Here is a 21,694-nt window from a genome sequence, read left to right on the forward strand (position 1 = left end):
TGCCGAATCATGACGCTATTGCAGATCGACGGCCTCGACTGGTCGCCGCACGATGAACGTGGCGAACGCAGCGCGCGTGCGCTGCTGCACGCCATCGACATCGACGTGAAGCCGGGCGAATTCGTCGGGCTGATCGGGCCGAACGGCAGCGGCAAGACGAGCCTGCTGCGCTGCGCGTTCCGTTACGCGAAGCCGCAACGCGGCGCGATCACGCTCGACGGCGACGACGTCTGGGCACACAACGCGCGCTGGAGCGCTCAGCGCATTGCAGTGCTTTTGCAGGATGCGCCCGACGATTTCGGCCTGAGCGTCGCGGAAGTGGTGGCGATGGGACGCACGCCGCATCAACGCGCGCTCGCGGGCGAAACCGCGGACGACCGCGCACGCGTCGAACGCGCCCTGCTCGACGTGGGCCTCCCCGACGCGCGCGAACGCCCCTTCGCGACGCTCTCGGGCGGCGAGCGCCAACGCGCGCTGCTCGCGCGCGCGCTCGTGCAGGCGCCGCGCGTGCTGATGCTCGACGAACCGACCAATCATCTCGATCCGCGCCATCAGATCGACCTGCTCGCACTCGTGAAGCGCCAGCGCATCACGACGCTCGCGACGATCCACGACCTCAATCTCGCCGCCGCGTTCTGCGACCGCCTGTTCGTGATCGACGCGGGCGAGATCGTCGCGCGCGGCACGCCGGAACACGTGCTGACCGAAGCGCTGCTCAAGCGCGTGTACGGCGTCGATGCGATCGTCGATCGTCATCCGGTCACGGGCGGTCCGCGCGTGACGCTCATTACCCCTCATTCGGAGTCGAACGCATGAAGATGAATCGATGGCGCGGCGCCTGCTTGGCGCTGCTGCTCGCGTGCGCGAGCGCCGCCGCGCACGCGGACCATTATCCCGTCACGGTGCGCAGCTGCAATCGCGATGTCACGTTCACGCACGCGCCCGCGCGCGCCGTGAGCAACGACGTCAACCTCACGGAGATGATGCTCGCGCTCGGCCTGCGCACGCGCATGGCGGGCTATACGGGCATCAGCGGCTGGAAGACGGCGGACCCCGCGTTGCAGGCCGCGCTGCTCGGCCTGCCCGAACTCGCGCGGCGCTATCCGTCGCTCGAAACGCTCGCCGCCGCGCACGCCGATCTTTACGTCGCGGGCTGGAATTACGGCATGCGCGTGGGCGGTCCGATCACGCCGCAGACACTCGCTCGCTTCAATATCGCCACGTATGAACTCACCGAATCGTGCTCGCACGTGATGCCGCGCCCGGCCGCATCGCTCGACGATGTGTATAACGACTTGCGCAATCTCGGCGCGATTTTCGATGTCGATGCACGCGCGCAGACGCTGATCGCGTCGATGCAATCGAGTGTCGCCGAGGTGAGCCGCGTGCTGAACGCCAGGCCGCACACGCCGCCGCGCGTCTTCGTCTACGACAGCGGCGAGGACAAGCCTTTCACGGCGGGCGCGCTCGCGATGCCCACGGCGCTGATCCGCGCTGCCGGAGGCCGCAACGTGATGGACGACGTCGCGCAAAGCTGGACCCAGGTGAGCTGGGAAAGCGTGGTCGCGCGCGATCCGCAGGTGATCGTCATCGTCGATTACGGTGCGGTGACGGCCGCGCAGAAGGAGGCGTTTCTGCTCGGGCTGCCCGCGCTCGCAAACGTCGCGGCGATTCGCGAAAAGCGCTTTATCGTGGTGCCCTACGATGCGGCGACGCCGGGCGTGCGCAACGCGAAGGCCGTCGAGACGCTTGCACATAGTTTGCATCCCGAATCATTTTTCTCGCATGCCGACGCGGCACAACGAGGCGTGCCATGAGCACGCGTCGCTCGCGCATGGGCGCGCCGCCCTTCACGTTGTCGCGCGCGCTGCCGTTCACGTCGATCGTGTTGCTCGCGTGCGCGCTCGCGGTGTCGGTCGTGCTGGCCGTGGGCTTCGGACCCGCGCGCATCGCGCCCGGCGACGTCATGCGCGCGATCGCGGCGCACCTCGCGGGCGGCGCGCATATCAACACGATGATCGACGACATCGCCTGGCAAATCCGCTTGCCGCGCGTGCTGCTGGGCGCGCTGGTCGGGGCCGCGCTCGCGCTGGCCGGCGCGGTCCTGCAAGCCGCCACGTCGAACCGTCTCGCCGATCCGCATCTGCTCGGCGTGAGCGCGGGCGCGAGCGTCGGCGCGGTCGCGGCAACGCTCTGGCTCGGCGCGGCATGGGGCGCGCTGACCTTGCCCGCGTGCGCGTTCGTCGGCGCGCTCGCGGCCACGGCGCTCGTGATCGGCTGCGGCACACGCGGCGCGCGGCTCGATGCGCAGCGTCTCCTGCTCGCAGGCGTCGCGATTTCCTTCGTGCTGATGGCGCTCGCGAATCTGCTGCTCTATGTGGGCGATCAGCGCGCGGCGGCCTCGGTGCTGTTCTGGACGCTCGGCGGACTCGGCCTCGCACGATGGAATCTGCTCGCGCTGCCCGCCGCGTTTGTCGCCTGCGGACTGCTGCTGTTGATCGCGCGCCGCCGCGAACTCAATGCGCTGATGAGCGGCGACGTAGTGGCCGCCACGCTCGGCCTGAACGTCGCGCGCGTGCGCCGCGAACTGTTCGTCGTCTGTTCGCTGCTGACGGCGGGCATGGTGGCCGTGAGCGGCGCGATTGGCTTCGTCGGGCTGGTGGCACCGCATATCGCGCGACGGCTCGTCGGCGCCGATCATGCGCGCGTGCTGCCCGCCTCGGCGCTCGTGGGCGCGTTGCTGCTGGTGTGGGCCGACGTGGCCGCGCGCACGTTGATCGCGCCCGACGATCTACCGATCGGCGTGGTGACGGGTTTGTTCGGCGGGGCGTTTTTTGTGCTGCTGATTGGGCGCGGAAAGTGAAACGCATCGCCAAATCGACTTGGCGATGCGTCTTGAACTCACACTTTATTTAGCGCCGATCTCGCGTTCCGCGAGATTCAATTCCCGCTCGCGCTCGCTCGAATTTTTCGCAATCGGCGGACCCGAGAAGCGATTGCGCACGCCGCCCACATACCAGATCGCGAGCAGCACGAGCAGCAGGGAAACAATCAGATAGAGCACTTTCTCGTTCGGCGGCTGAATGCCGACATACGCGAGAATCAGCGCGCCGCCCACCGCTGCAATCGCAAACGGCTTCGACAATTTGCCCAGTTGAAACGGCCCTTTCTCGGTCCACGTGCGGCCTTCGGCAAAAATACCGGCGGCAATCGGCATCGCATACGAGACGAACAGAAACACCGCGCTGCCCGCGCTGAGCACCGTGAAGGCGTCGCCATACAGCGTCGCGGCAATCGCGAGCACGGCCGAGGTCCAGATCGCCGCGCCCGGCGTACGATGCGCGGGATTCACCTTGCGCAGCCACTTCGATCCCGGCAATCCGCCGTCACGTGCGAACGCGAACATCATGCGCGAGGTCGACGTTACCGCAGCGAGCCCGCACGCGTAATTGATGAAGAACATCAGCAGTTCGATGGTGATGCGCAACGGCGTCGGAATCGGCGCGAGGATCGCCTGGAAAAAGCCGGTGCCCTGTTTGACCGCCGCGCCGAGACTCGGCATGACGAGCACGAACGCGCAGACCATCACGTAGCCAAACGTCGTCGACCAGAACACCGAACCGACGATCCCGCGCGGCACGTTACGCGCCGCCTGGTGCGTTTCCTCCGACGTATGCGCGGACGCATCGAAACCCGTGATCGTATAAGCGGTCAGCAGCAGGCCGGAGAGGAACGCCATCGCGATCGTCTGCTTCGGCCACGCGCTGCCGTCGGTGCCCGTGAAATTCGTGAACGTGTAGAGGCGCGAGAGGTCCACTTTCACCGGCGAATACGCGAGCAGCGACACCACGAGCACGACTGTCACGACGAAAATCAGGTAGCCGGACAGATCGGTGATCTTGCTCGTGATACGAATGCCGCGATGATTCAGAAACGCCTGCGAGGCCGTAATCAGCGTGAGGAAAATCGTCTGATCCCACCAGCCGAGCGAGTCGGGATTCACGCCGAACATCGGCGCAATCAGCGTGCGGAAGAACGGATCGTACGTGCCGTAATTGATCGCGGCGACCACGAACACCAGGCCCAGCAAATTCAGCCACGCGGTGAGCCAGCCCCAGGTCTTGCCGCCGAGTATCGAGCCCCAGTGATAAAGCCCGCCCGCCGTCGGGTACGACGAGGCGATCTGCGCCATCGCCGCCGCCACGACGAGTGCGAACAGCGAGCCGAGCGGCCAGCCGAGTCCGATCGACGCGCCGCCCGCTGCCGAGAATCCCATCTGGAACGACGTAATGCCGCCAGACAGAATGCAGATCAGCGAAAACGACACCGCGAAGTTGGAGAACGCGCCCATGCGGCGCGAGAGTTCCTGCGCGTAGCCCATCTTGTGCAACAGCGAGACATCATGATCGGCGGATTCGGCCGCCGGTTCGATTGCATTCGCGTCCATATGACGATCCTTCGAGCGAGGTGGTGGAAACGTCGAACTTGTGATGCTTTAATCAGGATTCCGTATCAGCAATCCGTATCAAGCAGCTGTAAAACAGTTATCGACAAACAGATGCGCGCCGTTGATGAAACTCGCGTCGTCGCTGGCGAGGAACAGCGCGGCCTGCGCCACTTCTTCGGGTTTGCACAGCCGGCCCTGCTGAAGCGACAGCGCCGCTTCGCTGGCGTCGAAACCATATTGCGCGAGCGCGCTGATTTCGCGCTGGCCGTGCGGCGTGTTGATGAAGCCCGGACACACCGCGTTGCAGCGGATGCCGCGATCGCGATACTCCACGGCAATCGCGCGCGCGAACATCGCGCACGCCCCCTTGGTCGTGCAATACAGCACTTCGAGCGGCGTGGCGGCGACCGACGAGATCGAGGCCGTGCAGACGATCGAGCCCTTGCCCGCTTCGAGCATATGGGGCAGCACCGCGCGCGTCATCATGAACATGCTTTTCACGTTCACGTTCATGAGCCAGTCGTAGTCGTCGTCGCTGGTGTCGAGAAACGGCTTCACGACGATGCTGCCCGCGTGATTGAACAGCGTGTCGATGCGGCCGAAGCGCTCGACCACGCCCGCCACGGCGGCATCCACCGCGGCGCGCTGCGAGACGTCGGCCACGAACAGTTCGGCCACGCCGCCTTCGGCGCGGATGCGCGCGACGATTTCCTCGCCCGCGCCGCGATTGACGTCCACCACGGCCACGCGCGCGCCTTCGCGATGGAACAGCAGCGACGCCGCGCCGCCCGCGCCCGTCGCCCCGCCCGACACGATCGCCACCTTGCCCGCCAGCTTTCCTGCCCTTTCAGTCATTCCCGGCTCCTATGCGTATTCACGGTACGCACAAGTTAGGTGCACCGAAAATCGGCCACTATCCAAATTTGGCAAAAAAATAAAATTGCCGTAAAAATCAGGAATCGCGAAGATCGGCAGCGCCCTTGCTGCGACGCACAGGCGCCGTCCGGTCGATCGCCACTTTGCGGCGGCCGGCCGAGGCCGTCCCGGGAGACTTCATGGAAGCGGGCTACTCGCCGAACGAGGCCATCCAGTTTCGGAACTGTCACAGCGTCGACGAACAGGCGGCGCTGCTCGACGCATGGAACCAGAGCTATTGCCAGCTTTCGCGCGGCACGTTCAACGGTTCGGTCACCTCGTTCATGGCGGGCGGCGTGAAAGTGCTGGTCGAGCGGCTGAACCGGACGGTCTATCAGCGCGGCGACGTGGTCGGTCATAAATTCGCGCTGGGCATTCCGTTTCAGCTCGAAGGGCACGCGCTGCTGTCGGGGCAAACGAGCCATCTCGACGCGCTGCACGTGTTTTCCGGCCGGGACGGCTTCGAGTTTCTCTCGCCCGACCGCCACGTGTTCGTCAACCTCGAAATGGAACCGGCCGCCGTGACGGATCTCGCCACGCGCGCGCAACTGGAATCGATCATCGCGCGCATCGGCGCGAAAGCGGGCGTGGTGAATATCGCGCCGGCGCGGCTACAGCGATTCCGCGACGTGCTGAGCGTGCTGCTCGACGACGTGGTCCGCGCGCCGCGTTTGCTTAAAGACCGCGTAAGCGTCATGGCGCTGGAAAAGGCCATTATTTTCGGCCTGAGTGAAACGCTCAACGATTTCCCGGATCTCGCCCAGCACGAACGCGGCGAAGCCCGCATCGCGCGAAGCTGGCAACTGGTGCGCAGCGTGCGCGAGATTGTCGAAGGATCGCCCGATTGTCCGCTCTCCGTCGCCGAGCTTTGCGCGCGCATGCACGCGAGCCGACGCACGCTGCAATATGCGTTCGAAGAAACCACGGGCATCAGTCCGCTCGCGTATATGCGCGCGGTGCGGCTCGCCCGCGTGCGCAAGGAACTCGTGCACGCCGCCACGGTGACCGAGGTCGCCACCCGCTGGGGATTCTGGCATTTCGGCAATTTCGCCAGCGAATATCGCGAGCAGTTCGGCGAGTTGCCGAGTGAGACGTGGCGCAGGCATCGGGTATAAAAGCGGGTTTAGCAGTGCGAGGGTCGGAGTGTTTTTCATGTCGCGCCGATTCGATGCGTTCGCAACGAACTCACGCTCAGGCAGAAACTTTCGGCCAGCAAGAATCAGCAACAAAACGTAATAGCCGATGTAATCGCGATGCTGCGTCGCTCCGATAGAGTGCGGAGATTCCGCACCTTGCAGCACGCCAATGACATCACGCCTGTCACGACGAGAATTCATCAAACTGAGCATCGCCGTGGGCACCACCGTTTCGGTCCTCGACACGCGTTCCCTCGCCCTCGCCAACCCCGCGCCCTGCCAACTGACGCCCGAACAGGAAGTCGGTCCTTACTGGATCGACGGCGCGCTGATGCGCAGCGACATCCGCGAAGGCAAGCCCGGTGTGCCGCTGACGCTCGATATCGTGCTCACCGACAAGCGAAGCTGCGCGCCGCTCGTGGGCGCGGCCGTCGACGTCTGGCAATGCGACGCGATGGGCATCTATTCCGGCTACACGAAAATGGCGGCCATGCCGCCGCCGCCCGATTTCGCGTCGGGCGCGCACGGCCGTCCGCCTGCGGGAATGCCGTTCGGCATGCCGCCGGACGGCGCGCTTGCCGGTCAGCCGCCGGGTCAGCCGGGTCATCCACCCGCTCTGCCGCCGGGACAGTTTCCCGGTGCGCCGGGCCATCCGCCCGGCCCGCCGCCAGCGCCGCGTCCCACCGATCACCTGACCTTCCTGCGCGGCATGCAGCACACCGATCGCACCGGCGTGGTGAGGTTCGAGACCATCGTGCCGGGCGTGTATCCGGGGCGCACGAATCACATTCACTTCAAGGTCCGTACGCCCGACGCGCAGCACGCGCAAGGCACGCACGTCTCGCATGTCGGCCAGTTGTTTCTGCCCGAAGCGTTGATGGTGCAGTTGATGCAACTCGATCCGTATCGCGCGCACGACATCCGCCGCACGACGCAGCGCGAGGACGCGGTGTTCACCGATCAACACGGCTCGACCATGCTCGCCAGCGTGGATCCGTTCACCGCCGATGGCCGCCTCAAGCATTTGCACGCGCGCGTGGAAGCGGTCGTCGATCCCGATGCCACGCCGCAACCGGTCGAGCCGAGCTTCGGTCCGCCGCCGCGCTGACGCGTCGTTTACGTTTAGCTCTCCTCGCATGATGAAAAACGGCCAATAGCGGCCAATAAGCGCAAGGATTTTTTTGGTCGCTTAATCTCGTTTCGTTGCCGGTGTTTTAAACACGTACTGGCTAATCATGCGGGAGGAATCCGTGAGCGTCATTGCGCAGATTTCGGATATTCATGTGCGGCCGCGCGGCGAGCGCTATCAGGATCTAGTCGATTCGAACGCGATGTTCGCCGATGCAGTCGGCGCGCTCAATCGTCTCGATCCCGCGCCCGATTTCGTGCTGATCACCGGCGATCTGACCGACGAAGGCAGGCCCGCCGAATACGCGATGCTGCGCGATCTGCTCGCGCCGCTGCGGTTGTCGTATGCGGTCATGCCGGGCAATCACGATCATCGCGAGAATCTGCGCGCGGCTTTTACCGATCAAACGTGGCTGCCGCGCGAAGGCGAATTGCATTTCGGCATCGACGTGGGTTCGATTCGTCTGCTCGCGCTGGATTCGACGGTGCCCGGTTTGCACCATGGCGAATTGAGTCCGGCGTCGCTCGACTGGCTCGAACGCGAACTCATCGCGAACGCGCACCGGCGCGTCATGATCGCGATGCATCATCCGCCGTTCGCGACCGGCATTCCCTATCTCGACCTCTACGGCATGGCCGACGTGCGGCCCTTGCGCGATCTCGTCGCGCGCCATGCGAATGTCGATCGCATCGTCGCGGGGCACGTGCATCGCTCGATGCACACGCGTCTTGGCAGCGTGCCGGTTCTGACCTGCCCGAGCACGACCACGCAAATCGCACTGCGACTCAAAGCCGACGCGGACCCCGCTTCCTTTCTCGAACCGCCCGCGTTCATGCTGCATCGTTGGAGCGATGACGATGGCGAAGGCAGCGCGGTTTCGCATCTGTGCTACATCGGGCGATTCGAGGGGCCGATGCCGTTCGCCTGATTTTCACGCGACGCGCTTAGAACGTGTCCCAGCCGTCGTCGTCGATGAGGGCGGGAGCAGGAGCAGGTTTCGCGCTTGCAGCGCTTTTGCGAATCGCAGGCCGCGCGGCGGGCGCACGCAGCGGCGCACTCGCGGACACATTCACAGGCACGCGCGCGGATACATTCGCCGACACATTCGCCGACACAGTTGGCGCAACAGCCACAGCCCGCTCAGCGTCCGCATGAAACGCCGCCCCGGAATCGAGGTGGAAAAACGCAATCGCCTGATTCAACTGGCGGCCCTGATCCTCAAGCGATTTCGACGCGGCCGCCGCTTCCTCCACCAGCGCCGCGTTCTGCTGCGTGACTTCGTCCATCTGCGTGATCGCCTGATTGACCTGCTCGATGCCGCGGCTCTGCTCGCTCGACGCCGCCGCGATTTCGCCCATGATGTCGGTCACATGCGCGACGGCCTGCGTGACCTCCGCCATCGTCTTGCCCGCCTCGTCGGCCAGCGTGGAGCCGTCCTGAATCTTCTGCACCGACGCGTTGATGAGCTCCTTGATCTCCTTCGCCGCGCTCGACGAGCGCTGCGCGAGGCTGCGCACTTCGCTTGCGACCACCGCGAAACCGCGCCCCTGCTCGCCCGCGCGGGCCGCTTCCACCGCCGCGTTCAGCGCGAGAATATTGGTCTGAAACGCGATGCCTTCGATGATGCCGGTGATATCGGCGATCCGCGCGGAGCTTGTGCTGATCTCGCCCATCGTCTCGACCACCTGACCGACCACCTGATTGCCGCGCCCCGCCACCTCCGACGCATTGGCCGACAGCGCACTCGCCTGCTGGGCGTTATCGGCGTTCTGCTTCACCGTCGAAGTCAGTTCCTCCATGCTCGCGGCGGTTTCCTCCAGCGACGCCGCCTGCTGTTCCGTGCGCGACGACAGCTCGACGTTGCCCGAGGCGATCTGCGTCGCGCCCGTGCCGATGCTGTTCGCGGACGTGCGGACCTGCCCGATCAGGCGCACGAGGCTCGCCTGCATCTCGCCCATCGACGCGAGCACGCTGCCCGCGGGCGCGCGCTGCGCCCCCGGCACCGGACGCAGATCGCCACCCGCCACCCGCTGCGTGATGTCGCCGAGTTCGCCCGGTTCGGCGCCGAGCGCGCGCAACAGCCCACGCGTGATGAGCACGCCCGCCAGCACCGCCATCGCCACGGCCGCGACGCAGATCGCGATCAGCAGCGCGCGTTGCCGCGCGAATTGCCGCGCCGATTCCTCGACCTGTTGCGCCGCGTGTTGCTGCGTGAAGTCGGCGAAATCGTTCGACGCCTTGATCAGCGCGGAGAGCAAGGGGCGGCATTTCGTGTCGATTTCCGCAATCGCGGCGTCGCGCTGATTGTCGAGCGCCAGCCGGTCGATATCCAGCGCGACGGGTCGATACAGCGCTTCGATGCGCGGCAGTTCGGCGGCGAGACTGCGGCCTTGCTCGCTCATGTCGGTCGCGCTCGCGACCAGCGCGTTGAATTTGTCGAGATTGGCCTCGACGCGGCGTTCGGCATCGTCGACGGCAGCCTTTTCGATCGCGATGTCGGCGGGCGTGGTGACCAGCACCAGGTTGCGCACGGCCATCGCGCGATCGTCGACCGCCGTGCGGACCGCGACCGCCGCCGTGGCGCGCGCGTCGATCCCGCTGACGTAGCCCGCGAAGCGGTTATTCGCGGCATTCAACTCGCTCAGCGACAACGCGGAAACGATCAAAACGGTGAAGGTCAAAATACCGAAGGCGCCCGTGAGCTTTGCCTTCACCGACAATCGATTCACATTCATATTTTCTGGTTTCCATTTCAATGAAGGGGCAAATAATGCGGACGGTCGCTTTTTACGATGCCCAATTCACGCAACGGATCGGTATGCGTCTGCGCCCCCGGCAGACCTATGCGCCGAGCATAGGATTCTACTGAGTGACAGCGAATAAACAGAAGCGAAAAACCACGTGAAATCAACGCGCAAACGTTAGCGGAATATTGAATTTTTCTATGAGGTCTATTTAGCGCATGGAATGCTGACTCTAAATAAAAATGCCGCCCGCAGGCATCTTTTAATTTCTATCGCGCGAATCGGGAAATATTGCCGGATTATTGCGGATTGGCGCAGGAATAAATCTGGAAGTAATCGCTGGTAACAGAAAGTGGGCGCGCGTCGCGTACGATATCCGCCGATACGTTTCACCCATGCGCTTTCACCGATCTGATTCACAGACGCAATCCGCTGTGTCATTATCGAGAACATGGAATTCCGTATCGAACCCGTCGAGCTTCATCACCATCACGGTCGCCATCCATTGCGCCGGGGTTCGTTACGTCCATCGCACTGAAGCCGCCGTCGGCTTCGGGCAACAGGAACCAGGGCGCCAAACGGCGCCTTTTTTATTGTCTACGGAGAGAAACATGACTATGCTTCGCGGAACCCGTTTCGTCACCGGCCAGCAGGCCGCCGCCTTGCGCTCGCTCGAGAACCGCTTTCGGAGCTACCTTCATTGATCGTGGCGCGGAAGAGGCCATCGTCCCGGCGTTGTGGTCGCAAGACACCTTTGTCGAGAAAGCCGGCGGCAGTGAAATTCTTCAGCAAATGTGGACGTTCGCCGATAAATCAGGACGAGCGTGCTGCCTGATCCCGGAGGCCACCGCGCTGTTCCAGGAGCAGGCGGACACGCTGCTCGGCGGCGCGAGCGAGCGCATGCTGTTTTACGTCGCGCGCTGTTACCGGTACGAGCGGCCACAAGCCGGGCGATACCGCGAATTCACGCAACTCGGCTTCGAATATCTGTGCGCGGAACCCGAACGCGCGGCGGCATGCAGCGTCGAAATCGCGACGGGGTTTCTCGATTCATTGGGTGTCCGATATGATCTCGATTGCGCCGCTCGACGGGGATTGAGCTATTACCTCGGCGGTCAGGGTTTTGAAATGCGCTGCGCGGCGCTCGGCGCCCAGCAGCAGATCGCGGGCGGCGGTGCGTATCGTGAAGGCGCGGGCTTCGGCATCGGTCTCGAACGGCTGTGGCTTGCGATGTCGGCACGGCCGGAAGTGTAAAATCGAGTCGGTAAGTCGGATGCGCGAATCAGTACGGGATTCCGTGCACGAATAAAACGCATCCGGCTGGCAATCGTCTTAAAGTAATGTGTGCGCGCGCAAACCGGCAAATCGACAAGTTGGCGAGTCGATTTTCTCCTTCGCGCGCGCCGGATCCCGCTTTTTGAAAAATGCTGCGTGCATCCCCCACCCGGGGCGCGCAGCCGTGCTATCGTTGCGGCATGCGATTTGCGACCTGTAAAGTGCAGCACAGCCCCTCGCATGAAGGAGTTTTTAAACGTGGATGAACGTAAACGGGAAAGCATCGTTGCTTACCTTCGCCGCAGAATGGAAGAGTTCGGCATCGAGCCGGACGACATCGCGGCCTCGATTGCTGCCGATCAGCTTCGAATTCGCGCCGCGCGTTATCAAAACGCAGCGGGCGACACCTGGGACGGTCAGGGTGAAATGCCGCAATGGCTCGTACAAGTGACTAGTGCCGGACAGGCGCTGGAGCATTTCGCCATTCGCAAACCCGAAGAACGCGCTGAAGCGCCGCGCCCTCGCGTCGACTGGGCCAACGACCCCTTCGCCGGCAGCCGCCTGGCGACGGTCAGCGCCGAACGCCTGTAAATAACCGTAATTCGAGCAATCCGCGCAACGAGAGGCACCCCGTGCGAGCCAGCGCTCCGCACGCGCCGAGTCACGTCTTGCCAATCTGAAACCGATCGCCATTGCGCCGGGCGCCGATTAATCCGCCATTCAGCGTGAATCAAAACAATTCAATGCGATTCGGCCAGATAATCGTTTTCCCGGATTAGCGCCGACTCCGATGCCGCCATCACGCGATTACGACCCGCCGCCTTCGCGGCGTAAAGCGCGGCGTCCACGCGCGCCATGGCGCTGCCCAGACTTTCGTCCGCGCGGATATCGCCCACGCCCGCGCTAAGCGTGCAGCAGACGCCATCCGCGGACGGACGTTCGACGGCCACTCTCAACGCATGAGTCGACGCCTCCGCCTCGCGTCTCGTGACATTGACGAACGCGACCGCGAATTCCTCGCCGCCCAAGCGCCCGAACAGATCGCACGGGCGTATCTGCGCCGCGACGATCGACGCAATATGCGCAAGCAGCCGGTCGCCCACCGCGTGGCCGAAGCTGTCGTTGACCGTCTTGAACTTGTCGATGTCGAGAATGGCGATCGCCATCGTGCCGCCGCTCGCGCGTCGGTGCGCGAGCAACGCCTGCGCCCTTTCCATGAATGCGCGGCGCGTGAGCGCGCCCGTCAATTCGTCGATGGTGGCCAGCTTTTCCATTCTGCGCAAAATGCGTTCGTGCGCGAGCATCACCATGCCCGTCGACATGCAAGGCAACGAGACAATTGCGAGTCCGAGCAGCGCGACATTCCAGGGCGACGGTTGCAGAAACGTCAGCGTCGGCGCAAGCCCCAGCACGATCGCGAAGATACGCGCGAGATAAACCAGCGCGCCGAGCCACGCCGCCGCCGCGATCAGACGGCAAGCGTAGATCGCACCGTCACGCGAGGCATGGCGCAGCGCGATGACGCCCACCACGATGCGCCCATAAACGAAGCCGAGCGAGACAATCACGCCGCGCGCGGTCGCGCTGGGCGAGACGCACGTGAAGTACAGCAGCGCGGCCACAGCCACGATGAGCGCCACACATTCGTCGCGGCGCACAGGCGGCACATCGAAGAACTGCCGCGTGCCCTGCAAGAGCACGAGCACCGCGCCCAGCGTCAGCGAACTCACGCCCACGATCGTGATCGCGCCGGCCTTTGCGCCGACGATCAGAATCCACGTCGCCGCTGCGCCGAGCAGCGCATAACCCACGCACCAGCGGCCCACGCCCGGCACCGCCGTGCGCACGAGCGAGCCCAGCACGGCCACGCTCATCAGGCACGAAACGATCAGGATCGCCAATAGAGCGAAAGCGCTGGGCATGGGAACGGATTCTGGCGGCGATAATAATCAGAGGAAAAAAGCGATCAGGGAAAACGACGTGTTACGCCGGATCGCGAAAGGCAATCGAAAACTGTTTAAAAGCTATTTAAAACCCGCGCGGCAACGCATGGCGCCCCGATTCGCGATGCCTATCGTATCGCACGTCTCGCCTGAAAACGCGCCGATCGAAGCCATGCGGATCCATTCGCGCCACCGCCTGCGCGAACGCGGGGAAATCCGCGCGCCGATACGCGTCCGCCGCGCGAGCGCATCCGTATATCGTGAAACGCTTCGCTTCACGCCCATGACGCCAGCCGCCTTCCGCATCGCATGTTATCCGCGCCGCCCGCCGCCGCGCCTCGGGCCGTCGATGCTATATTCGGGCCCATGTCCTCCAGCGGGTGCGCCAACGCGCCCTCCTCGCATGAGTGATCCGTCCGGCGGCATCGACGACAACGCAGCCTCGCCATCCGCACACGCCGAGGCGTCCGACGCGGCGCGGCGCGCGCGTCTGAACCAGTTGCTCGACGCCACGGCGCGAGGCGAGCAGGGCGCCTTCGCCGAGCTTTACCGGCTCGCCTCCGGCCATGTCTTCGCCGTGCTCGTGCGCATGGTCCACGACCGCGCCGAAGCCGAGGATCTGCTCCAGGATGTCTTCACGACCGCATGGCGGCGCGCCGATACGTTCGACGCCGCACGCGGCGGCGCGATGACCTGGCTCGTGACGCTCGCGCGCAACCGCGCGATCGACCGCCTGCGCCAGCATCGCGAAAGTCCGCTCGACGACGCCGTCGCGCACGCCATCGCCGACGACGATCCCACGCCCGCCGCCCACGCCGAAGCCAGCGAACAACGCCAGCGGCTCGAACGCTGCATGGGGCAACTGGAGCCCACGCAGCGCGGCGCGGTCCGCGAGGCGTTTTTCAGCGGCGCGACGTATAGCGAACTGGCGGAGCGTCTGAGCGTGCCGCTCGGCACGCTGAAAAGCTGGATCCGGCGCAGCCTCATGCAACTCAAATCGTGTCTTGAAGCATGAGCACGCCCGCCGATCCCGATCCCGACCTGCGCGGCGCCGAATACGCGCTCGGCGTGCTCGACGCGAACGAGCGGCGCGCGCTCGAACTCGCCGCCGAAACCGATCCCGTCCTGCTCGCCGCCATCGAGCGCTGGCAGCGCCGACTCGCGCCGCTCGCGGAGGAGCTGCGTCCGCTCGCCGTGCCCGCGCGTGTGTGGACCCGCATCGAGCGCGATCTCGGCTTCCTGCCGCCGCGGATCACGCCGCCGCAAAGCGCGGGCCCGTGGTGGAACAGCTTGCGCGTCTGGCGCTTCGTGGGCATCGGTGCGAGCGTCGCGACGCTCGCGCTCGCACTGGTCAACGTGATCGTGCTGCGCGAGATACGCGAGGCGGCAGGCCCGGCGCCGGTGGCCGTCGCGCCCGGCGGCGCCTATATGGTCGCGACGATCGCGCGCCCCGACGGCATCGCCCACTGGACCGCCACCGTCGATCTGCGCCGCAGCGAAATGGTCGTCGTGCCCGCCGTGAAGCCGACCGTGCCCGCCGGCCGCGCCACCGAACTCTGGCTGATCCCGCCCGGCGAAAAGCCGGTCGCGCTCGGCGTGTTCCCGCCCGATGCGCCCGCGCATATGAACCTGCCCGCCAGCGTGATCGCGAAGCTCAGCGCGCGCGCCGTGCTGGCCGTCTCGATCGAGCCGCCCGGCGGCTCGCCGACGGGCCAGCCGACCGGCCCGGTCGTCGCCACCGGCGCGATGCACAGCACGGCCTGAAGCCTGCTTCGCGCGAATCGGCGCGGCGATATCGTCGGTCGAGACGATTTCGCTGCATCCGAACGCCGCGCCCGCCCGTATCTCCCGGCATCTGCCTCCTCACGGAGTCGCCATGCCGATCACCATCGCCGTTCTTGCCGCGTTTGGCGCGCTCGTCGTCGCGTTCGGCATCGTCTGGCTCGTGCAATTGCGCACCGGCAACGCGGGCATGATCGACCCGGTCTGGGCGCTGACGCTCGGCGCCGTTGCCGTCTTCGCCGCGCTCGCCGGACCCGGCGCGCCGCTGAACCGCGTGGCCGTCGCGTTCGGCGGCGGCGTGTGGGGCTTGCGTCTCGGCGCGCATCTCTGGCGGCGCAATCATCACGGCCCGGAAGACCCGCGCTATGCCGCGCTGCGCGCGCGCTGGGGCCGGCACGCGCCGCGCCGCATGCTCGGCTTCTTCATGCTACAGGCGGTGATCTCGCTGCTGCTGTCGATCGCCTTCTTCGTGCCCGCCTGGCAGACGCACACACCCTCGATTCCAGCCATCGTCATCGCCTTGTGCATCGGCTTTGCGGCGCTCGCGGGCGAAGCCGCCGCCGATCGTCAGTTGCACAGCCATCTCGCCGATCCCGCCCAGCGCGGCCAGGTTTGCAGGCGCGGCTGGTGGCGTTACTCGCGCCATCCGAATTACTTCTTCGAGTCGCTGCACTGGTGCGCCTACACGGTCTGGTCGATCGGCCAGCCCTGGGGTTGGGCGACGCTCGTGCCGCCGTTCGCGATGGCGTGGCTGCTGCTCAAACTCTCCGGCGTGCCGCTGCTCGAAGCGCGGCTTGTAGAGACGCGCGCCGGGTATCGCGAGTACATGGCGACCACGCACGCGTTCATCCCGTGGCCGCCGCGGCACGCTCACGCCGACACCGATGCCGACGCCGACCCCCATCGCCCTTCGAGGAGCCCGCGACCATGACCGTCACCGTTCCGCCGCTACAGGATTCGCACGACACGCCGACGACCGCGTCGAGCCCCTACGATGCCTCGCTCGCGATCCGCCTGTGCGAGCGCGGCTGGCTGCCCGACGCGTTGATCCGCGCAGGCATGCGCGCGCTGCTGCGCCGCCGTCTCGCCGACGAACACGCACACGACGGCACGCGTCGCGCCGAAGCGTTCGAAACGCTGATCGACGAACTGCGAGCGAGCCCGATCGCCATCGACACGCAGGCCGCCAACGCGCAGCACTACGAAATTCCGGGCGCGTTCTTCGCGGCGCATCTCGGGCCGCGCATGAAGTATTCGTGCGGCTACTATCCGCGCGGCGACGAAACGCTCGCCCAGGCCGAGGACGCCATGCTCGCGCTCTACGCGGATCGTGCAGGACTTGCCGACGGTCAGCGCATCCTCGACCTCGGCTGCGGCTGGGGCGCGCTCACGCTCTGGCTCGCGCAACGCTATCCGCGTGCGAGCATTGTCGGGCTGTCGAATTCGCACGGGCAGCGCGCGTTCATCGAGCGCCGCGCCAACGAGCTGGGACTCGCGAATCTGCGCATCGTGACCGGCGATGTCGCGAGTTTCGAGTTCGCGCCCGGCGAAGCGCGTTTCGACCGCGTGCTGTCGATCGAGATGTTCGAGCACATGAAGCACTACGGCCTGCTGCTCGCGAAGATCGCGCGCTGGCTCGACGACGACGGCCATCTCTTCGTGCATCTGTTCGCGCATCGGCTGCTCGCCTATCACTTCGAGGTGCGCGACGGCAGTGACTGGATGTCCCGGCATTTCTTCACGGGCGGCACGATGCCCTCGGCGCATCTGCTGCTGCGTTTTCAGGACGATCTGCGCGTGACGCGGCAATGGTGGATCGACGGTACGCATTACGCGCGCACCGCGAACCAGTGGCTCGCCGCGCTCGATGCCGCGCGCGGCCAGGCGCTGCCGCTGCTGGACGCGAGCGGCGACGCGCGTCTCGCGTTCCAGCGCTGGCGCATGTTCTATCTGGCCGTGGCCGAACTGTTCGGTTATGCGCGCGGCCAGGAGTGGGGCGTCGCGCACTATCTGCTGCGCAAGCGCGCGGCGCGGCCCGCGTGAACGCGTGAGGTGCGGACGATGCTTTCCCTCCGCGATTTCGGGCGATGCGTGCGGCGCGCGGCGTGCTTCGCGCCGGTGTCGCTCGTCCTGTTCATCGCGCTCGGCGGCTGCACGAACGGGCCGCCCAATCCGAATCCGCGCGCCGGCCAGCCGCTCGAACCGGTGAGCGTCGACCTGCCGCGCTACATGGGCCGCTGGTACGTGATCGCCAACATTCCGTACTTCGCAGAACGCGGTTTCGTGGCGAGCCGCGCCGAGTGGACGCTGCGCGCCGACGGCCGCATCGACGACGCCTTCATCGGCCGCAAAGGCGGTTTCGACGCGCCCGAAAAGCATTACCGCTTCGTCGATGCGGTCGTGCCCGGCAGCGGCGGCGGGCGCTGGCGCGTGCGCGTGTTCTGGCCGATCCACGTCACGCAGCTCACGCTCTACGTCGATCCTGACTACCGCGTGACGATCCTCGGTTATCCGGGCAAGTCGCTCGGCTGGATTTTCTCGCGCGACCCCGAGATGGACGACGCGACCTACCACGCGCTGCTCGTGCGCCTCGACGCAATGGGCTACGACAGCACGCGCTTTCGACGCGTGCCGCAGTTTCCCGCGCAACTGGGCCAGCCGGGTTTCGCTTCGCCCTAGCGTAGCGTGCATCCACACGAGCACGCCGTCCGTATCTGCACATAAGGAAGCCTGCTGATCGCTACAACCCGCAGCAACCGATTCCATGACGACAACGCACGAATCAGGGAGAACAACAACATGGAACCCGCCCTCACCGCCTTGCCGCCGGGCCGTCGCGTGGCCGTCGTCGGCGCCGGGATCGCCGGGCTGGCGAGCGCGTGGCTGCTCGCGCGCCGCCATCGCGTCACGCTATTCGAGGCGGCCGCGACGGCGGGCGGCCACGCGCATACCGTCGACGTCGCGCTCGACGGCATGCGTCATCCCGTCGACACCGGCTTTCTGGTGTTCAACGAGCGCACCTATCCGAACCTCGTGGCGCTGTTCGCGGAACTCGGCGTGCGCGTTCATCGCAGCGATATGTCGTTTTCGGTGTCGGTGGACGGCGGCGCGCTCGAATGGGCGGGCACGAATCTGAACACCGTGTTCGCACAGCGCCGCAACCTGTTTTCGCCGACGTTCATCGGCATGCTGCGCGACATCCTGCGCTTCAACGCCGCCGCCGAACGTCATCTCGAAGCGGCGCGTCGCGAGCGTCTTTCGGTGGGCGAACTGCTGACGGCGGGCGGATACGGCGCGCCGTTCCAGCATCACTATCTGTTGCCGATGGCCGCCGCGATCTGGTCGAGCGCCGCGCGCGACGTGCTGCGTTTTCCGGCCGCGACTTTCCTGCGCTTCTGCCTCAATCACGCCTTGCTGCAAGTGAACGACCGGCCGCCGTGGCAAACCGTGGCGGGCGGCTCGCGCGAGTACGTCACGCGCCTGCTCGCCACGCTCGACGACGTGCGCCTGAACACGCCCGTGCGCGCCGTGCGCCGCGATACGGCGGGTGCGGGCGTGACGATCTCGACCGATGACGCGGGCGCGGAACGCTTCGACGCCGTCGTGCTCGCGAGCCATGCGCCCACCACGCTGGCCCTGCTCGCCGATCCCGACGACGCCGAACGCGACGTGCTCGGCGCCGTGCGTTATCAACGCAACCTCGCGCTGCTGCACACCGACGCGGCGCTGCTGCCGCGCCGCCGCCGTGTGTGGTCGGCGTGGAATTACCTGAGCCGCGCGTCGGCGCAGCGTGAAAACGGTGACGACGACCCCGACGACACGCAGCCCGTCTGCGTGAGCTACCTCATCAACCAGTTGCAGCCGCTGCCGTTTCGCACGCCCGTCGTGGTCACGCTCAATCCGGTGAGCGAACCCGCGCCGCATGCCGTGCTCGGCCGCTACGTCTACGATCATCCGCTGCTCGATCTCGCGGCCATCGACGCGCAACAGCGCCTGCCCGACTTGCAGGGACGGCGCGCGACGTGGTTCGCGGGCGCATGGACCGGCTACGGCTTTCACGAAGACGGCCTGAAGTCGGCGCTGCGCGTGGCGCGCGACTTCGGCGTGATGCCGGTGTGGGGCCAGCCATGAGTCCGCGCGCCGATCTCGCGCCGGGCGCGCCGCCGTTCGCGCATGCAGCGCCGCCTGGACACGAACCGCACGCGGCCTATCTGCTCACGGGCCGCGTGGTGCACGAACGCCTGCGTCCCGCGCGTCATGCTTTCGCGTATCCGCTGTTTCAGGTCTGCTGCGATCTCGACAGGCTCGATACGCTGCGGCGCTGGTGGTTCGGCATCGACCGCCGGCGCGTGTTCTCGCTCGACGCACGCGACTACGGCCCGCACGACGGCCGCGCGCTCGCGCCATGGATGCGCGCGCGCCTCGCCGAAGCGGGCATTCCCGCCGATGGCGCGATCTGGCTGCAAACGCTGCCGCGCATTTTCGGCCACGCGTTCAATCCGGTGAGCTTCTGGTATTGCTACGACCGCGCGGGCCGCCTGCGCGCGCTCTACGCCGACGTGCGCAACACCTTCGGCGCGCATCACGGCTATCTGCTCAGTGCCGCCGATCACGCACCGATTGGCGACGCAACCGAACTGCAGTGCTGCAAGACCTTTCACGTCTCGCCGTTTTGCCGCGTCGAAGGCCACTATCTGTTTCGCGTGCGCCAGCATGGCGCGCGGCTCGTCACCGCCATCGACTACGCCGATGGTCTCGGCATGCTGCTGCGCACGGCCATCGCCATGCGCGCCGAACCGCTCGACGCACGCCGCGCGTTTGGCGCGCTCGCGCGCCAGCCGCTCCTCACGCCCGGCGTCGTGCTACGGATTCACTGGCAGGCGCTGCGCCTCTGGCTCAAACGCGTGCCGTTTCTCGGCAAACATCCGCCCGCGCCCCTACCTCACGCGCCGCTGCGCCCCACCGATCACGAGGCCCGTTCATGACGCTGCTCCGCCTGCCCACGGCCGCGCATCCGCCGATGCCGCTTGCGGCCCGTCTCTTTCTCGCCTTGCTGCGCAAGATCCGTCACGGCCATCTGACGCTGACGACGCCCGATGGCGCACAGCAGGTATTCGGCGATGCGCGCGACGCCCCCGCCGCCGCGCTGCGCATTCACGATTGGCGCGCCTGCCGCGCGATCCTGCGTGCGGGCGATATCGGCTTCGCCGAGGCGTTGCGCGCGCAATGGCTCGACGCGCCCGATCTCACCGCGCTGATGCGGCTCGCGATCCGCAATGAACACGCCGTCGCCACGACCGTGCACGGCGGGCCGCTCGCGCGCGCGTGGTATGCGCTGCGCCATCGGCTGCGCCGCAATACGCGCGCGGGCAGCCGACGCAATATCCACGCGCATTACGATCTGGGCAATGCGTTCTACGCGAGCTGGCTCGATGAAACGATGACCTATTCGAGCGCCTGCTTCGACGACGACACACACCGTCCGCTCGCGCAGGCGCAGTGCGCGAAGTATCAGCGCATCATCGACACGCTGGCGCTCGCGCCCGGCATGCGCGTGCTCGAAATCGGCTGCGGCTGGGGCGGCTTCGCGCTGTATGCGGCGCGGCAAGGCATACACGTGCGCGGCGTGACGATCTCGCAGGAACAGCACGCGTGGGCCAGCGAGCGCGTGTGCGCGGCGAACCTCGCGCATCTTGTCGAGATCGATCTGCGCGACTATCGCGACCTTCGCACAGCCGACGGCCAGTACGATGCCATCGTCTCGATCGAAATGTTCGAAGCGGTAGGCGAAGCCTGGTGGCCGGTGTATTTCGACACGCTTTCGCGTCTGTTGAAACCGGGCGCGCGAGCGCTAGTGCAGTCGATCACCATCGACGATGCGCATGTCGAGCGTTATCGCGCGTCGAGCGACTTTATCCGCGAGATGATTTTTCCGGGCGGCATGCTGCCGGGTCCGCAGCAATTCGTGCAGGCCGCACACCAGGCGCAACTCGATGCGCGCGCCGTCTTCGCATTCCGACGCGATTACGCGCAGACCTTGCGCTTGTGGCGTGCAAGCTTCGAAAGCCGTCTCGACACCATACGCGCGCTCGGTTTCGACGATGCCTTCATTCGTATCTGGACGCTCTATTTCGCCTATTGCGAAGCCGCGTTCGAAGAAGGACGCACGGACGTGATGCATTTCGTCGTGCAGCGAGCCGATGTAGATCGCGACTTACATCCTCGCGCACATCCCCGCGCACATCCCCATTGACACGCTTATTGGCGCGGGTACCATGAATCGACCGGTTGAAGCGTGCGTGGTGCTGTGGGCATTTTCCCCG

20 protein-coding genes are annotated in these 21,694 nt (G+C 65.9%); 16 read left to right on the top strand and 4 right to left on the bottom strand.

The window, feature by feature from the left end; translation table 11 throughout:
- Positions 1 to 9: 9 nt before the first annotated feature.
- From U4Y88_RS13280 to U4Y88_RS13290, 3 genes are read left to right on the top strand one after another with little or no spacing between them, the layout of a single operon-like run.
- Positions 10 to 816 (top strand): ABC transporter ATP-binding protein, encoded by an 807-nt coding sequence (locus U4Y88_RS13280; protein WP_321784429.1) that lies wholly within the window; start codon positions 10 to 12, stop codon positions 814 to 816.
- Entirely contained in the window at positions 813 to 1,817 is a 1,005-nt protein-coding gene (locus U4Y88_RS13285) for an ABC transporter substrate-binding protein (protein WP_321784431.1), read from the top strand. The genes U4Y88_RS13280 and U4Y88_RS13285 overlap by 4 nt, the downstream gene beginning before the upstream one ends.
- A 17-nt stretch (positions 1,818 to 1,834) precedes the next feature.
- Positions 1,835 to 2,863 carry an iron ABC transporter permease gene (locus tag U4Y88_RS13290; RefSeq protein WP_321784536.1) on the top strand — a complete coding sequence of 343 codons (1,029 nt, stop codon included), beginning with the start codon at positions 1,835 to 1,837 and terminating at the stop codon, positions 2,861 to 2,863.
- Between the two features lie 45 nt (positions 2,864 to 2,908).
- On the opposite strand, the gene U4Y88_RS13295 is transcribed toward U4Y88_RS13290, so the two are convergent.
- The gene (locus U4Y88_RS13295) at positions 2,909 to 4,447 is read right to left on the bottom strand and encodes an amino acid permease (protein ID WP_224012601.1); all 1,539 of its coding nucleotides are present in this window, start codon (positions 4,445 to 4,447) and stop codon (positions 2,909 to 2,911) included.
- 78 nt (positions 4,448 to 4,525) lie between these two features.
- Complete coding sequence (locus U4Y88_RS13300) at positions 4,526 to 5,302, bottom strand: SDR family oxidoreductase (RefSeq protein ID WP_321784433.1); 777 nt, start codon at positions 5,300 to 5,302, stop codon at positions 4,526 to 4,528.
- 200 nt (positions 5,303 to 5,502) lie between these two features.
- Between U4Y88_RS13300 and U4Y88_RS13305 the strand changes: the two genes are divergently transcribed.
- From U4Y88_RS13305 to U4Y88_RS13315, 3 genes are all read left to right on the top strand, one after another.
- A complete protein-coding gene (locus tag U4Y88_RS13305; RefSeq protein ID WP_321784435.1) occupies positions 5,503 to 6,477 on the top strand; it encodes a helix-turn-helix domain-containing protein in 975 nt (324 codons plus the stop codon).
- A 238-nt stretch (positions 6,478 to 6,715) separates the two neighbouring features.
- Positions 6,716 to 7,606 (top strand): intradiol ring-cleavage dioxygenase, encoded by an 891-nt coding sequence (locus U4Y88_RS13310; RefSeq protein ID WP_321784437.1) that lies wholly within the window; start codon positions 6,716 to 6,718, stop codon positions 7,604 to 7,606.
- Between the two features lie 142 nt (positions 7,607 to 7,748).
- A complete protein-coding gene (locus tag U4Y88_RS13315) occupies positions 7,749 to 8,555 on the top strand; it encodes a phosphodiesterase (protein WP_321784439.1) in 807 nt (268 codons plus the stop codon).
- A 16-nt stretch (positions 8,556 to 8,571) separates the two neighbouring features.
- On the opposite strand, the gene U4Y88_RS13320 is transcribed toward U4Y88_RS13315, so the two are convergent.
- Positions 8,572 to 10,362 carry a methyl-accepting chemotaxis protein gene (locus tag U4Y88_RS13320; protein WP_321784441.1) on the bottom strand — a complete coding sequence of 597 codons (1,791 nt, stop codon included), beginning with the start codon at positions 10,360 to 10,362 and terminating at the stop codon, positions 8,572 to 8,574.
- A 744-nt stretch (positions 10,363 to 11,106) separates the two neighbouring features.
- On the opposite strand from U4Y88_RS13320, the gene U4Y88_RS13325 reads away from it, so the two are divergent.
- Together U4Y88_RS13325 and U4Y88_RS13330 are read left to right on the top strand one after the other, a co-directional pair.
- On the top strand, positions 11,107 to 11,625 hold the full coding sequence (locus tag U4Y88_RS13325; protein WP_321784443.1) for an ATP phosphoribosyltransferase regulatory subunit: 519 nt from the start codon (positions 11,107 to 11,109) through the stop codon (positions 11,623 to 11,625).
- Between the two features lie 279 nt (positions 11,626 to 11,904).
- Positions 11,905 to 12,237, top strand: coding sequence for an H-NS family nucleoid-associated regulatory protein (locus U4Y88_RS13330; protein WP_074981922.1), 333 nt, complete (start codon positions 11,905 to 11,907; stop codon positions 12,235 to 12,237).
- A gap of 149 nt (positions 12,238 to 12,386) precedes the next feature.
- Here U4Y88_RS13330 and U4Y88_RS13335 read toward each other — a convergent pair whose 3' ends face one another.
- Complete coding sequence (locus tag U4Y88_RS13335; protein WP_321784445.1) at positions 12,387 to 13,568, bottom strand: GGDEF domain-containing protein; 1,182 nt, start codon at positions 13,566 to 13,568, stop codon at positions 12,387 to 12,389.
- A 424-nt stretch (positions 13,569 to 13,992) separates the two neighbouring features.
- On the opposite strand from U4Y88_RS13335, the gene U4Y88_RS13340 reads away from it, so the two are divergent.
- From U4Y88_RS13340 to U4Y88_RS13375, 8 genes are all read left to right on the top strand, one after another.
- Positions 13,993 to 14,604 carry a sigma-70 family RNA polymerase sigma factor gene (locus tag U4Y88_RS13340; RefSeq protein ID WP_321784447.1) on the top strand — a complete coding sequence of 204 codons (612 nt, stop codon included), beginning with the start codon at positions 13,993 to 13,995 and terminating at the stop codon, positions 14,602 to 14,604.
- Positions 14,601 to 15,353 carry an anti-sigma factor domain-containing protein gene (locus tag U4Y88_RS13345; RefSeq protein WP_321784449.1) on the top strand — a complete coding sequence of 251 codons (753 nt, stop codon included), beginning with the start codon at positions 14,601 to 14,603 and terminating at the stop codon, positions 15,351 to 15,353. The genes U4Y88_RS13340 and U4Y88_RS13345 overlap by 4 nt, the downstream gene beginning before the upstream one ends.
- A gap of 112 nt (positions 15,354 to 15,465) precedes the next feature.
- A complete protein-coding gene (locus U4Y88_RS13350; protein ID WP_321784451.1) occupies positions 15,466 to 16,302 on the top strand; it encodes a DUF1295 domain-containing protein in 837 nt (278 codons plus the stop codon).
- The gene (locus U4Y88_RS13355; RefSeq protein ID WP_321784453.1) at positions 16,299 to 17,414 is read left to right on the top strand and encodes a cyclopropane-fatty-acyl-phospholipid synthase family protein; all 1,116 of its coding nucleotides are present in this window, start codon (positions 16,299 to 16,301) and stop codon (positions 17,412 to 17,414) included. The genes U4Y88_RS13350 and U4Y88_RS13355 overlap by 4 nt, the downstream gene beginning before the upstream one ends.
- An 18-nt stretch (positions 17,415 to 17,432) precedes the next feature.
- Positions 17,433 to 18,050: a lipocalin family protein gene (locus U4Y88_RS13360; protein ID WP_321784456.1), complete on the top strand. Its 618-nt coding sequence runs from the start codon at positions 17,433 to 17,435 to the stop codon at positions 18,048 to 18,050.
- 120 nt (positions 18,051 to 18,170) lie between these two features.
- Positions 18,171 to 19,502, top strand: a complete 1,332-nt coding sequence (locus tag U4Y88_RS13365) for an NAD(P)/FAD-dependent oxidoreductase (protein WP_321784458.1) — start codon at positions 18,171 to 18,173, stop codon at positions 19,500 to 19,502.
- Positions 19,499 to 20,356: a DUF1365 domain-containing protein gene (locus U4Y88_RS13370; protein WP_321784460.1), complete on the top strand. Its 858-nt coding sequence runs from the start codon at positions 19,499 to 19,501 to the stop codon at positions 20,354 to 20,356. The genes U4Y88_RS13365 and U4Y88_RS13370 overlap by 4 nt, the downstream gene beginning before the upstream one ends.
- Complete coding sequence (locus tag U4Y88_RS13375; protein WP_321784462.1) at positions 20,353 to 21,624, top strand: cyclopropane-fatty-acyl-phospholipid synthase family protein; 1,272 nt, start codon at positions 20,353 to 20,355, stop codon at positions 21,622 to 21,624. The genes U4Y88_RS13370 and U4Y88_RS13375 overlap by 4 nt, the downstream gene beginning before the upstream one ends.
- Positions 21,625 to 21,694: the final 70 nt, after the last annotated feature.

Source organism: Paraburkholderia sp. J94, from assembly GCF_905220285.1.
In the GTDB taxonomy this organism is placed as follows: domain Bacteria; phylum Pseudomonadota; class Gammaproteobacteria; order Burkholderiales; family Burkholderiaceae; genus Paraburkholderia; species Paraburkholderia tropica_A.

Excerpts from the sequence above, each read along its gene's own strand:
- U4Y88_RS13280 (WP_321784429.1), top strand. The coding sequence starts at position 10 with ATGACGCTATTGCAGATCGACGGCCTCGACTGGTCGCCGCACGATGAA.
- U4Y88_RS13285 (WP_321784431.1), top strand. The coding sequence starts at position 813 with ATGAAGATGAATCGATGGCGCGGCGCCTGCTTGGCGCTGCTGCTCGCG.
- U4Y88_RS13290 (WP_321784536.1), top strand. The coding sequence starts at position 1,835 with ATGGGCGCGCCGCCCTTCACGTTGTCGCGCGCGCTGCCGTTCACGTCG.
- U4Y88_RS13295 (WP_224012601.1), bottom strand. The coding sequence starts at position 4,447 with ATGGACGCGAATGCAATCGAACCGGCGGCCGAATCCGCCGATCATGAT.
- U4Y88_RS13300 (WP_321784433.1), bottom strand. The coding sequence starts at position 5,302 with ATGACTGAAAGGGCAGGAAAGCTGGCGGGCAAGGTGGCGATCGTGTCG.
- U4Y88_RS13305 (WP_321784435.1), top strand. The coding sequence starts at position 5,503 with ATGGAAGCGGGCTACTCGCCGAACGAGGCCATCCAGTTTCGGAACTGT.
- U4Y88_RS13320 (WP_321784441.1), bottom strand. The coding sequence starts at position 10,362 with ATGAATGTGAATCGATTGTCGGTGAAGGCAAAGCTCACGGGCGCCTTC.
- U4Y88_RS13335 (WP_321784445.1), bottom strand. The coding sequence starts at position 13,568 with ATGCCCAGCGCTTTCGCTCTATTGGCGATCCTGATCGTTTCGTGCCTG.
- U4Y88_RS13340 (WP_321784447.1), top strand. The coding sequence starts at position 13,993 with ATGAGTGATCCGTCCGGCGGCATCGACGACAACGCAGCCTCGCCATCC.
- U4Y88_RS13345 (WP_321784449.1), top strand. The coding sequence starts at position 14,601 with ATGAGCACGCCCGCCGATCCCGATCCCGACCTGCGCGGCGCCGAATAC.
- U4Y88_RS13350 (WP_321784451.1), top strand. The coding sequence starts at position 15,466 with ATGCCGATCACCATCGCCGTTCTTGCCGCGTTTGGCGCGCTCGTCGTC.
- U4Y88_RS13355 (WP_321784453.1), top strand. The coding sequence starts at position 16,299 with ATGACCGTCACCGTTCCGCCGCTACAGGATTCGCACGACACGCCGACG.
- U4Y88_RS13360 (WP_321784456.1), top strand. The coding sequence starts at position 17,433 with ATGCTTTCCCTCCGCGATTTCGGGCGATGCGTGCGGCGCGCGGCGTGC.
- U4Y88_RS13365 (WP_321784458.1), top strand. The coding sequence starts at position 18,171 with ATGGAACCCGCCCTCACCGCCTTGCCGCCGGGCCGTCGCGTGGCCGTC.
- U4Y88_RS13370 (WP_321784460.1), top strand. The coding sequence starts at position 19,499 with ATGAGTCCGCGCGCCGATCTCGCGCCGGGCGCGCCGCCGTTCGCGCAT.
- U4Y88_RS13375 (WP_321784462.1), top strand. The coding sequence starts at position 20,353 with ATGACGCTGCTCCGCCTGCCCACGGCCGCGCATCCGCCGATGCCGCTT.